17 protein-coding genes are annotated in these 11,745 nt (G+C 56.9%); 14 read left to right on the top strand and 3 right to left on the bottom strand.

Features of this window, described 5'->3' with window-relative positions; translation table 11 throughout:
• Positions 1 to 8: 8 nt before the first annotated feature.
• From ACQK2Q_RS09230 to ACQK2Q_RS09220, 3 genes are all read right to left on the bottom strand, one after another.
• Entirely contained in the window at positions 9 to 149 is a 141-nt protein-coding gene (locus tag ACQK2Q_RS09230; protein WP_425409453.1) for a hypothetical protein, read from the bottom strand.
• A gap of 86 nt (positions 150 to 235) precedes the next feature.
• Entirely contained in the window at positions 236 to 574 is a 339-nt protein-coding gene (locus tag ACQK2Q_RS09225) for a hypothetical protein (RefSeq protein ID WP_425409452.1), read from the bottom strand.
• A gap of 99 nt (positions 575 to 673) precedes the next feature.
• On the bottom strand, positions 674 to 1,357 hold the full coding sequence (locus ACQK2Q_RS09220) for an alpha/beta hydrolase (RefSeq protein WP_425409451.1): 684 nt from the start codon (positions 1,355 to 1,357) through the stop codon (positions 674 to 676).
• 280 nt (positions 1,358 to 1,637) lie between these two features.
• Between ACQK2Q_RS09220 and ACQK2Q_RS09215 the strand changes: the two genes are divergently transcribed.
• From ACQK2Q_RS09215 to ACQK2Q_RS09150, 14 genes are all read left to right on the top strand, one after another.
• Complete coding sequence (locus ACQK2Q_RS09215) at positions 1,638 to 2,105, top strand: Rrf2 family transcriptional regulator (RefSeq protein WP_425409450.1); 468 nt, start codon at positions 1,638 to 1,640, stop codon at positions 2,103 to 2,105.
• On the top strand, positions 2,105 to 3,256 hold the full coding sequence (locus ACQK2Q_RS09210) for a cysteine desulfurase family protein (protein WP_425411138.1): 1,152 nt from the start codon (positions 2,105 to 2,107) through the stop codon (positions 3,254 to 3,256). The genes ACQK2Q_RS09215 and ACQK2Q_RS09210 overlap by 1 nt, the downstream gene beginning before the upstream one ends.
• Before the next feature lie 144 nt (positions 3,257 to 3,400).
• A complete protein-coding gene (gene sufB / locus ACQK2Q_RS09205) occupies positions 3,401 to 4,939 on the top strand; it encodes a Fe-S cluster assembly protein SufB (RefSeq protein ID WP_425409449.1) in 1,539 nt (512 codons plus the stop codon).
• Positions 4,940 to 5,046: 107 nt separating this feature from the next.
• Entirely contained in the window at positions 5,047 to 5,352 is a 306-nt protein-coding gene (locus tag ACQK2Q_RS09200) for a hypothetical protein (RefSeq protein WP_425409448.1), read from the top strand.
• Positions 5,353 to 5,554: 202 nt separating this feature from the next.
• Positions 5,555 to 6,037 carry a cupin domain-containing protein gene (locus ACQK2Q_RS09195; protein ID WP_425409447.1) on the top strand — a complete coding sequence of 161 codons (483 nt, stop codon included), beginning with the start codon at positions 5,555 to 5,557 and terminating at the stop codon, positions 6,035 to 6,037.
• Entirely contained in the window at positions 6,034 to 6,531 is a 498-nt protein-coding gene (locus ACQK2Q_RS09190; RefSeq protein ID WP_425409446.1) for a Rid family hydrolase, read from the top strand. Before ACQK2Q_RS09195 ends, ACQK2Q_RS09190 begins: the two co-directional genes overlap by 4 nt.
• Before the next feature lie 4 nt (positions 6,532 to 6,535).
• Positions 6,536 to 6,769 carry a hypothetical protein gene (locus ACQK2Q_RS09185; RefSeq protein WP_425409445.1) on the top strand — a complete coding sequence of 78 codons (234 nt, stop codon included), beginning with the start codon at positions 6,536 to 6,538 and terminating at the stop codon, positions 6,767 to 6,769.
• Between the two features lie 47 nt (positions 6,770 to 6,816).
• On the top strand, positions 6,817 to 7,287 hold the full coding sequence (locus ACQK2Q_RS09180; RefSeq protein ID WP_425409444.1) for a YybH family protein: 471 nt from the start codon (positions 6,817 to 6,819) through the stop codon (positions 7,285 to 7,287).
• Complete coding sequence (gene sufC / locus ACQK2Q_RS09175) at positions 7,287 to 8,048, top strand: Fe-S cluster assembly ATPase SufC (protein ID WP_425409443.1); 762 nt, start codon at positions 7,287 to 7,289, stop codon at positions 8,046 to 8,048. Before ACQK2Q_RS09180 ends, sufC begins: the two co-directional genes overlap by 1 nt.
• Positions 8,049 to 8,055: 7 nt before the next feature.
• On the top strand, positions 8,056 to 9,291 hold the full coding sequence (sufD, locus tag ACQK2Q_RS09170; protein WP_425409442.1) for a Fe-S cluster assembly protein SufD: 1,236 nt from the start codon (positions 8,056 to 8,058) through the stop codon (positions 9,289 to 9,291).
• Positions 9,284 to 10,537 (top strand): aminotransferase class V-fold PLP-dependent enzyme, encoded by a 1,254-nt coding sequence (locus ACQK2Q_RS09165; protein ID WP_425409441.1) that lies wholly within the window; start codon positions 9,284 to 9,286, stop codon positions 10,535 to 10,537. Before sufD ends, ACQK2Q_RS09165 begins: the two co-directional genes overlap by 8 nt.
• A 12-nt stretch (positions 10,538 to 10,549) precedes the next feature.
• The gene (locus ACQK2Q_RS09160; RefSeq protein ID WP_425409440.1) at positions 10,550 to 10,954 is read left to right on the top strand and encodes an SUF system Fe-S cluster assembly protein; all 405 of its coding nucleotides are present in this window, start codon (positions 10,550 to 10,552) and stop codon (positions 10,952 to 10,954) included.
• Positions 10,955 to 11,320 (top strand): HesB/IscA family protein, encoded by a 366-nt coding sequence (locus tag ACQK2Q_RS09155; protein WP_425409439.1) that lies wholly within the window; start codon positions 10,955 to 10,957, stop codon positions 11,318 to 11,320.
• A complete protein-coding gene (locus ACQK2Q_RS09150) occupies positions 11,317 to 11,745 on the top strand; it encodes a DUF1801 domain-containing protein (RefSeq protein ID WP_425409438.1) in 429 nt (142 codons plus the stop codon). The genes ACQK2Q_RS09155 and ACQK2Q_RS09150 overlap by 4 nt, the downstream gene beginning before the upstream one ends.

Below are 11,745 nucleotides of genomic sequence, written 5' to 3'. Positions count from 1 at the left end.
GGCCTCAGCTAATATGCGAGAAACAAGAGCACGATTAGAAAGCCCAGTCCCGCGGCAAGAGCGTAAATCATAACAGGGCGTTTTGCGGGCTTGCTCAGAGGCGCGGCGGTAAGCTCATTGGGGATTTCATCTATTTCTTCAAACGCCATGCCGTAAACTCCATACCGACTTGCGGCCGACACTACCAAAGCTGGAAAAAAATTCTACGAAAGTTTCAGCATCAACCTGCGAAACTTTATCCGCGCGAAAAAACGCCGCTGAGAATGACATGGCCGTTCTGGCGGACTTCGACATTCGCCCCCGCCTCAAAGTCCGGCAGCGCGCCGCCTTTGACAGTGAAGCGCTTGCCGGCGCGCCCGTTTTCGACGGGTACGGTGACAATGACTTTTTCGTCGGAAAATATTTCCGCCTTGCGTCCTGCGATCCCGCGCAGACGTATGGCGATTGATTCTGCGCCCAATAAAGAAACAGCGTAAAAGATCTCGCCGGCGCCGGTGTAACCGTTGACGCCGCTGAGCGCCGCTTTAAGGCCGCGGCGCCGGCCCAATACCGGGTTGATAACGGACTGGAGCACGACTTCCCCCGAAACCCTCCTCAATCACATCGACAATAGCAGATTGTGATGGAGAATTGTTAATCTAGAGGAAATGTCCGAAAAAACAAAGCGCTATGGTTAATTTGCCGGTTTCTCGCCGTGATATTCGCCTTCGGGGCTTTCGTGTTCGAGGCGCATGTCGAGATACGCCTCGGAAGCCGCGATGAAATCGTCAATGTGCGTCTCGAAGAAATGATCGGCGCCGGGCACGACCTGAAACTTGATCTTGCGGCCTTTTTGCGTGCGTGTGCGTTCGACCATGCCGTTGGTTTCCTCAGGCGCGCAAATTTTGTCGTTTTCGCCGTGTATAACGATGCCGGATGAGGGGCAGGGCGCCAGAAACGAAAAATCATACAGATTCGCCGGCGTCGATCCCGCGATGAAACCCACAATCTCGGGGCGGCGCATCAACAGTTGCATCGCGATCCATGACCCGAAGGAAAAGCCGCCAACCCATGAAAAAGGCGCATTGGGGTTCATCTGCTGCATATAGTCGAGCGCGGTGGCGGCGTCGGCCAGTTCGCCCTGGCCCTGATCGTATTCGCCCTGACTGCGCCCAACGCCGCGAAAATTGAACCGCATGGTCGAAAAGCCGCGGCGCACGAACATCTGGTAGAGTTCATACGTCGCCCGGTTGTTCATGGTCCCGCCGAACAGGGGATGGGGATGCAGCACCAGCGCGACCGGCGGATTGTCGCCTTTTCCTTTTTGATAGCGGCCCTCAAGGCGTCCTTCCGGACCGGCGAAAATCACTTCTGGCATCGTCACCTTCTCGAATTCTGTCGCCGGAATCGAAAATCCCAGCATTTTACTGTTTAATTCACCCTAAATCGCTTCGATTTCCTTCAAAACAAGGGCTTTCACCGGTTTTTGCGCGGCACCAATGTTGACTGAATTAGTCGGAATTCTTATCTCAACGTTGTGAAAGGGCAGGTCAGCAGGCGCGTATAGCACGTTTGCGCGGCGGCGCCAGCCAGACTGTCTCACCGAGCCTGATTTGCCGGCCTGATTACGCCGGGATGTAACGTACAGGACTGATATTGTGAAGCTGACGACAAAGGGCCGATATGCGGTTTCTGCGCTCGCCGATATTGCGGCGTCTGGCGGCGCGGGTCCGGTTGCGCTTTCCGATGTGGCGCTGCGTCAGGGCATTTCGCTGTCTTACCTTGAGCAGTTGTTTGCGAAACTGAGAAAAGCGGGACTCGTTTCCAGCGCGCGCGGCGTTTCCGGCGGTTATCAGCTGACGGCGCCGGCGTCGGATATTCGCGTCGCCGATATTGTCGCCGCTGTCGACGAGGAAATCAGAACAACGGCGTGCGCGCCAGGCTCGCTTACCGGCTGTCAGGGCACAAGCGCGCGATGCCTGACGCACGATCTTTGGGATGAACTTGGCCGGCAAATCGAAATTTTTCTGAACGCGGTGACCTTGGATGACATTCTCGAAAAGCGCATTGCGGGCATGGCGGCGGTGAACGCGCCAAAGATGGAACGGATAGAGGCGGCTGAGTGATGCGTCATTATCTCGACCATAACGCCACCGCGCCCCTGCGTCCGGAAGTGATCGACATCATTGCGGAAACGATGCGCCATGACGGCAATTCATTATCCGTACACGAAGAAGGCCGTCATGCGCACAAGATTGTAGAGGATGCGCGCGAGCAGGTGCGCGCGCTCGTCAATGCGCCGGTGAACAGCGTCATCTTCACCAGCGGCGGCACGGAGTCGATCCATTACGCGCTGCATGGGTGCTTGCGCCCCCACAATATCAAACGAATTCTTGTGAGCGCGATTGAGCATTCTGCGGTTAGCGCCAATGCGGCATCGACGGGCACGGAAGTGGAAATCATTCCGGCGCGGGCGTCCGGCGTTGTTGATCTCGACTGGTTGAAGGATCGCTTAAAAGAGTACGACGTGACGCGCGAAGGCGGTTTCCTCGTCTGTCTCATGTTCGCTAATAACGAAACGGGCGTCCTGCAGCCGGTGCACGAAGCGGCGGATATCGCGCATGACGCGGGCGGACTGTTGTTCTGCGATGCAGCGCAGGCTGCGGGCAAGGTTCCGGTGAATTTTGTTATGTCCGGCGCCGACATGATGAGCCTGACGGGACACAAATATGGCGGGCCGGCGGGCGTCGGCGCGCTCATCGCCGGGCCCAATCTGCCGCTCGAGCCCGTCATGCGCGGCGGCGGGCATGAGAGCAATCGCCGGGCCGGCACGCATAATGTTCCCGCAATCGCAGGATTGGGCCTCGCCAGCGAAATGGCGAAACAAAGTCTTGCGCGGGCGGGAGAAATCGCCGCGCTGCGCGACCGCATGCAGGACGCGGCGATCAGCGCCGGCGCGAAGATCTGGGGCGGCGATCAGGAGCGACTGCCGGGGACCTTATGCCTTTCCGCGCCCGGATTTTCCGGCGAGACGCAGTTGATGACCATGGACCTCGCTGGGATAGCGATTTCTGCGGGCAGCGCGTGTTCCTCCGGCAAAACGAAACCGAGCCATGTCTTGACCGCCATGGGCGCCAGCGGAGATGACGCGACCTCCGCGATCCGCGTGTCGTTGGGGTGGAATTCAACGACTAAAGACGCAGACGCCTTCATCCGTGAATGGCCGAAGGCTTACGACCGCATAAAGGCGCGTTCGCAGCTGGAAGGGGCGGCGTAATGGTCCAGAAGAATCATACCCTCATCCAGAGGCGCCGCGAAGCGGCCTTAAAGGATGTGCGGCTGACATCAAAATATGGTCACATCCAGCGAGGCCCGGCGCAATCGCGCCGTTCACTTCAGGGTGAGGACAGGAGCGATATAAGTGTCCGAAGTTAAAGAATCGATCAGTAAACAAACCGTTGAGACAGCGAAATCGCTGGAGACCTATAAATACGGCTTCACGACCGACATTGAGTCCGTGAAAGCGCCGAAGGGTCTCAACGAGGACACGGTGCGTTTTATCTCCGCCAAGAAAGAAGAGCCGGAATGGCTGCTTGAATGGCGCCTTGAAGCGTTTCGCCGGTGGCTGACCATGGAAGAGCCTGACTGGGCGATGGTGAAGTACCCGCCCATCGATTATCAGGACGCCTATTATTATTCCGAGCCGACGACGGGCGCGAAATACGAATCCATCGACGACGTGCCGAAGGAAATCCTCGAAGATTTCGAAAAGCTCGGCATCCCCTTGAAAGAGGCGGAAGTCCTGCTCGGCGTCGAGGGCGCGGATGCAACGCCGGGCGAGGCGCGCACGCATCCGGACGGCGCGAACGGCGCCGGCGGCAATAAGGTCGCCGTGGATGCGGTATTCGATTCCGTATCCGTCGCGACGACGTTTAAAAAAGAGCTGGAAAAAGCCGGCGTCATCTTCATGTCGATTTCCGAGGCTGTCGCCAAGCACCCCGATCTGGTGCGCAAATATCTGGGCACCGTCGTGCCGACCTCGGACAATTTTTTCGCGACGCTGAATTCCGCGGTCTTTTCGGACGGCACCTTCGTTTACGTGCCGGAGGGCGTCAGATGCCCTATGGAGCTATCCACCTATTTCCGGATCAATGAGGCGAACACGGGCCAGTTCGAGCGTACGCTGATCGTCGCTGCGCCGGGCAGCTACGTTTCCTATCTCGAAGGCTGCACCGCGCCCATGCGCGATGAAAACCAGTTGCACGCCGCCGTTGTTGAACTCGTCGCGGAAGACGATGCTGAAATCAAATATTCAACGGTGCAGAACTGGTATCCCGGCGACAAGGACGGGAAAGGCGGCATCTATAATTTCGTCACCAAGCGTGCCGACTGCCGGGGCGTGAATTCAAAAGTTTCGTGGACGCAGGTCGAGACCGGCTCCGCCGTGACGTGGAAATATCCTTCCTGCATACTGAAAGGCGACAACAGTCAGGGCGAGTTTTACTCCATCGCCATCACCAACAATCACCAGCAGGCGGACACCGGCACCAAGATGATTCATCTCGGCAAGAATACGAAGTCGCGGATCATCGCCAAGGGTATTTCCGCCGGCAAGTCCGACTCCACCTATCGCGGGCTCGTCAGCATTCACCGCAAGGCCGAGGGCGCGCGCAACTTCACGCAATGCGACTCGCTGCTGATCGGCAATGACTGCGGCGCGCATACGGTGCCCTATGTAGAATCGAAAAATCCGAAAGCGATCCTCGAGCACGAGGCGACGACCTCGCGGCTTTCGGAAGATCAACTCTTTTATTGCCAGCAGCGCGGCCTGTCGGAAGAAGAATCCGTGGCGCTTCTCGTCAACGGCTTCTGCAAGGAAGTGTTGCAGGAACTGCCTATGGAATTCGCCGTCGAAGCGCAGAAGCTCGTCAGCGTGAGTCTAGAGGGGAGCGTGGGGTGAGGGTCGCAATTCTTCTACTAGTCGTTCTGCTCGTCTCGAGCGCTGCTGGTCTTGCGCAGTATCATTGGCGATTTGACCTGCTGGCGGATCCGATTTCCGGGGCTGTAATGAGCGATAGGCAGAATGAACTACGAGATGTTGACCTGCTTGGTCGGAGTTTTGCGTCAGCTGAAAGCAGGCATTCGGTCGCTTCTAAATTGCGCAAAGCGGGATTTGATCGTTGGCCGGATGAAAAATCTGGATTGAGAACAGCGTTGGAGGGGTGGGGCGACGCGGATGAATACTACGTACGTGAGGCCAGATCGTTATTGGAATCCGGTACGCCGCTATTGGCTATTAGAATTCATTACGATCAAAATGATAATTTGCGTTCGGCAATAGGCGGCTATTTTCCTGGATTATGGTCATTTTGATTATGTTTCAAAAGACGAAGTCTGTAGATATCTCCGCTGTCATCCCGTGCGGAATGCAGCGTGTAACCCTGCTTTGCAGACACGGGACCCATGGCGCCAACCTCAATATAGGTCTCGGATCTGCGCAGCAACACTACATGTTGCAGCGCGTCCGGGATGACAAAAACAACGTTTCGCCCCTGTTCAACGAAAGGCTCAGCTAATGTTCTGGCGTCGTGAAGGCGGTCCGCTCGATTTCAAGACCAACAGCCCCATGGCGTGGCTGCAGCGCATCATCGCTGTCGTTGTGGTTGCGGCGGTGATCGCGGTCATGTTCCGCCTCGCGGCCCCACAGGCTTCAGCAGAAGTGGCGGCGGCGAGCGACGAATTGCCCGATCCCCTGAAAGCCGGATGGCAAGACGAGCAGGTCTGCGCGCTTCTTCAGGAGACGGACGATGTGCGCGCGCTGCGCTGCACGTTTGCGCCGGGCGTCGGGCATGAACGTCACTTTCATGCGCCGCATTTCGGTTACATCCTCGAGGGCGGGACCATGCAGATCACCGACGTCAGCGGAACCCGCGAACAGGAAACGCCCGCCGGCGCGACCTGGGTTTCGGATGGCGTTGACTGGCATGAAGCGCTGAACATCGGCGATACGACGACGGTTTACATCATCGTCGAGCCGAAAGGAGCGCCAGGCGAATGAAGACGGAACGATTAACACATAGCGCCCGTCAATTGAGCGGCGCAGCCGCGCTCGCGACATATCTTTGTCTTGCGGCGGCGGCGCAGGCGGGCGAGCGCACGTTTCACCGCAACCCCGACCTGCCGGAAACCTTTCCGTTCTCTGCGGCGGTCGTCGTTGGCGATACGATCTATCTTTCCGGTGAAATCGGTGTTGATTATGAATCTTTCGAACTGGTCCAAGGCGGCGTCGGGCCGGAAACGCGCCAGATATTCAAAAACTATCAGGCGACCCTCGAAAGCCTCGGCTCCGGCCTCGGCGATATCGTGAAATGCACCGTTTTTCTCGACGACATGGCGGCGTTCGCCGAGATGAATACGGCCTATGCGGAAGCCTTTCCGGGACCGAAGCCGGCGCGGTCCACATTCGGCGTAGACGGGCTGGCGCTCGGGGCTGCGCTCGAAATCGAATGTCTGGCGGTGACCGGTTCTCGGGGCCAAACAGAAAGCGAGTAACACAATGAAAAAACAGGATTGGGACGAATGGGAAAAGCTCCACGAAGAGTATGAAAAAGCGCGTCAGGAATATGAAGCCGCGCACGACAATCTGCGCGGAACGTTCTCGGAGCTTTCGCGGCATTATGATCGCGGCACGCTCGATCAGAACGGCTTCGTAAAAGAACAGCGCGCCCATGAACGTTTCCTGAAGGCGCGTGAAAGAGTGCACGCCTTCATTGAAAACAATGTGAATTGAAACAACATCCAACCTGGTGCGCTTTGCTGAAGGAGCGCGGGAAAGATATGGAACGACGATTGAAAATTGCGCTTGCGTTCGCCTGCGGGCTCATTATCGCCGGATGCGGCGCGGGCGGCGACGCCGCTTCTGCGCGCCCTGATTTTCGCGCCGCGCTGGAAGCCCATCTTGCGGCCATCGAGGCTAAGGATCTGGAGGCGTACAGACCGACCGTCACCACGCGGGACGACCTTACCCTTATTTTCCCGGGCGGCGAGATTATAGAAACGACGGACGGCGTCATCGGGTTTCATGAGCAATGGTTTCAGGATTCTGAATGGCGCTGGGACGGCGACATTGTAAAGCTCATGGAGGGCGAGGACATGGCCGCCGCGTTGATGAAATATGACTATCGCGATGCGCCGGACGGCGCGCCGCGTTCTTCCTGGCTCCTGCTCCTGTTTCAGTTGGAAAAGGGGGAATGGCGCCTCATTCACGATCAAAACACGCGAATCACGCAGAACACAGAAAACGGATAATGTTGAAAATTAATGACCTTCACGTCGCCGTTGGCGGCAACGAAATTCTGAAAGGGTTGAACCTCGAGGTTCCGGCGGGCGAGGTGCACGCCATCATGGGGCCGAACGGTTCAGGCAAGTCGACGCTTTCATATGCGCTCGCGGGCCGGGATGACTATGCGCCAACCGCCGGCGACGTCACGCTTGACGGCGAGAATATTCTCGAGCTCGACCCGGACCAACGCGCGGCGAAGGGACTGTTTTTGTCCTTTCAGCACCCGATGGAAATTCCCGGCGTACAGACCATGAATTTCATCCGCACCGCGCTGAACGCCCAGCGCAAGGCGCGCGGCGAAGATGAAATTTCGGCGGCGGATTTTATCAAGCAGATCCGCGAAAAAGCGAAGATCGTCGGTCTTGATGATGCGAAACTGAAACGGCAATTCAATGTCGGTTTTTCCGGCGGCGAGAAAAAGCGCATGGAAATGCTGCAACTGGCGATGTTCGAACCGCGCTTTGCGATCATGGATGAAACCGATTCCGGGCTGGATATCGATGCGCTCAAAATGGTCGGCGATGTAGTGAATTCTTTGCGCGCGCCAAAAAACAGCAAAGAGGAGCGCGGCTTTCTCGTCATCACGCACTATCAGCGGCTGCTCGATTACATCAAGCCGGATGCGGTGCATGTGCTTGCGGGCGGGCGAATCGTGAAATCGGGCGGCGCTGAACTGGCGCAGGAGCTTGAAAAATCCGGATACGATCAATTTATCGAGGCGGCCTGAACAGCGTATGAGTGAACCCCAACGTCATATCCCAACCGCTTTTGAAACGGCTGTGAACGACGCATTCAAGAGCCGGTCGAAAACGAACGAGACGCAGCTGGCTGCGTTCGATCGTTATGAAAAGCTGCGCCTGCCCAACCGCAAGGTCGAGGGCTGGAAATGGTCCGATTTCAATATGGCGCTGCGCAAATTCGAACCATCGCGCGCCGAGCCTTCGGCGAAAACGATTGCGCCGTCCGCCTTTGCGGGTGTCGATCCGTTGGAATTTCGCATTATCGACGGGCGCATCGAACTTCCCGACGAAGACATGCCTGAGGGGCTGCGTTTTGGCGTGATGGACACCGTGGCGACGATCCCGGAGCTTGAAAACCACGCGATTGCGGCGCTCAACGTTTCGCTGTCGCGAAAAGCGCTCGGTCTGGAAGTGCGCGAAGGCGTGACGCTGGAGCGGCCTATTCTGGTTCGGCATATCAATACCGGCGCTGGTTTTTGTTTCGCGCAAACCATGATGCGGTTCTCCGAGAATGCCCGCGCAACATTGATTGAAACTTACGAGGGCGAGGGCGCAGGATTTTATTCGCATCTTTTCCACACGGTTGTGCGTGACGGCGCCGCGGTGAAGCGCTTTGTCCTGCATGACGACGCCGGCGATGCGCTCACGCATTCCATCTGTGCTGTGAAAATGGACGAAAAAGCCCGATTTGAACAAACCGCTTTTTCCACCGGCGGGCGGCTCGCGCGTCATGAAACGCATCTGCATTTCTGGTCTCCGAGCTCTTCGGCGGTTCTCAACAGCGCCAGCTTTTTATCCGGCGAACGCCACGCGGATTTTACAAGCGACGTGCGTCATCTGGCGGAATCTTGCCAGGCCCGGCAGTTGCATAAAGGCGTCGCCAGCGACTCCGGCCGGAACGTTTTTCAGGGCAAATTCTTTGTACAGCGCAATGCGCAGAAAACCGATGCAAAAATGACGGCGAATGCGCTGTTGCTTTCCGGCCAGGCTGAAGCGAATCACAAGCCGGAGCTTGAAATATACGCCGACGATGTGGAATGCGCGCACGGCAGCACGGTTGGCGCGCTCGACGATGACGCGCTTTTTTATCTCCGCCAGCGGGGACTGGATGAGGCGGCGGCGAAAGCGCTGCTGGTCGAGGCCTTCATCGGGGAAATCGTCGAACGCATTGAGGAAGACGGCATTCGCGATGCTTTCGCGCTGAGCGTAAAGGACTGGCTCGATGAGTGACGGAGCGCCGATCAATACGCTTGATGTCGATGCGGTGAAATCGGAATTCCCGATCCTGTCTCGCGACGCCTATGGCAAGCAGCTTGTCTATCTGGACAGCGCAGCGTCTGCGCAAAAACCGCAAGCTGTCATCGATACAATGAAAAATGCGATGGAATATTCCTACGCAAATGTTCATCGCGGACTGCATTTGCTGTCCAACGAAACGACGGCCGCTTATGAGGAGGCGCGCCAAACCGTTGCGCAATTCCTGAATGCGGGTTCGCCGGATGAGATTGTGTTTACTTCCGGCGGCACGGACGCGTTCAATCTCGTATCTTATGCCCTTAGCGCGTCTGGAGGCGGTTCGGAAATTCGCGAGGGCGATGAAATCATCCTTTCGCTTGCGGAGCATCATTCAAATATCGTGCCCTGGCATTTCCTGCGGGAGCGTAAAGGCGCCGTGCTTAAGTGGCTCGATATTTCCGATGACGGCGAGATTGATCTTGAAGCCTTCCGCGCGCTTTTTACGGACAGGACAAAATTTGTCGCCGTCTCGCATATGTCGAACGTATTGGGAGCGTTGACGCCAGCGAAGGAAATGACGCGCATCGCACACGAACATGGCGTGAAAATTCTGTTCGACGGCTGTCAGGCGGGTGTGCACGGGCCCGTTGATGTTCGCGCCATTGATTGCGATTTTTATGTGATGACGGGCCACAAGCTTTACGGGCCGTCCGGCGTCGGCGTGCTTTACGGAAAGATGGAGGCGCTGCGCGATTTACCGCCGTTCAAGGGCGGCGGCGAGATGATCGATATGGTGACGACGGATAACGTCACCTACAACGAACCGCCCCATCGTTTTGAGGCTGGCACGCCCCCGATCCTCGAGGCGATCGGTCTTGGCGCCGCGCTGAAATGGATGCAGGAAAAAGGCGTCGCCGCCATCGCCGCGCATGAGGCGCGATTGCGCGATCATGTGCTGGAAGAATTGGCGAAACTGAATTTCGTCCGGGTTTTTGGCCGCGCGGCCGGGAAGGCGCCGATTATCGCCTTTACCGTCGAGGGCGCGCACCCGCACGACATTTCGGCGATCCTCGATCGTACAGGCGTTGCGGTGCGGGCGGGTCACCACTGCGCGCAGCCGCTGATGAAACGGCTGGACGTATCCGCGACGGCGCGCGCGTCTTTCGGGGTTTATAATACGCACGATGACGTGGAGGCCTTGATAAAAGGCCTGCACAAAACACATGACATGTTGGGTTAAAAAGAAACGATTATGGAAGATCAACGCGATATTATCGATATCAATCCGCCCGAGCCGGAAACGCCGCCGCAAGCTGAGACATCTGGCGCGTCTTCAATCCCTGAGGATGAGCTGACCCGTATCACAGGCGATGTGATCCGCAGCCTCAAAACGGTCTATGATCCGGAAATCCCGGTTGATATTTATGAATTGGGCCTCATTTATAAAGTCGATCTTGATGACGACAGGCTTTTGACGATTGATATGACGCTGACCGCGCCGGGATGTCCGGTGGCTGGCGAAATGCCGGGTTGGGTCGAAGGCGCAGTGCGCGGCACCGACGGCGTTGACGATGTGAAGGTGAACATGACGTTCGATCCGCCCTGGACGCCGGAGAAAATGTCCGACGAGGCGAAGCTGGAATTAGGATGGCTTTAAATGGCTAGACCAAGACCCAAAGTTGTCACACTGACCGATGAAGCCGCCGCGCGCATGACGGAGATCATGTCGGGCGCCGATGAGAATTTCATTGGCGTCAAGATCGGCGTGAAAAACGGCGGCTGCGCCGGCATGGAATACACGATGGACTATGCGACAGAGGCGGGCGCGCTCGATGAAGTCGTTGAGGAAAACGGGATCAAGGTATTGATCGATCCGAAAGCAATTCTCTTTCTGATCGGCACCGAGATCGACTTCGTCACTGAAAAACTGTCCCAGCGGTTCGTGTTCAAAAACCCGAACCAGACCGACGCCTGCGGCTGCGGCGAAAGCGTGACCATCATCCCGCAAAAGGCGGATGCGTGAGCGCGCAGCGCAAGTTTACGATTGCTCCGGAAGTCGCGGGCGTATTGAATACGTACCCTGACGTTGTACGAAAAAAGCTGCTGCATATCCGTGACATGATATTTCGTGCAGCGGATGAGGATGAGAATATCGGGGAAATTGATGAAACCCTGAAATGGGGCGAGCCGTCTTATCTTACATCTCAGACCAAAAGCGGCAGCACGATAAGGCTGGCGTGGAAATCCGCTAAACCTGATATGTTAGGTGTTTACTTCAACTGCAATACGACACTCGTCGATAGTTTTCGCGAGATGTTCGGCGAAACGCTTTCGTTCGAGAACAATCGCGCGATCCTGCTGTCTGTGATTAGCGAAGTTCCGGAAAAGGAATTGTCGGCATGTTTCGCTGAAGCGCTGACTTATCACTTGAACAAGCGGCGAAGATAA

The sequence above is a fragment of the Hyphococcus sp. genome, from assembly GCF_965228385.1.
Lineage (GTDB): Bacteria > Pseudomonadota > Alphaproteobacteria > Caulobacterales > Parvularculaceae > Hyphococcus.
Note: the sequence above shows the minus strand (reverse complement) of the source record. Positions and strands in the feature narration are given on the sequence as shown.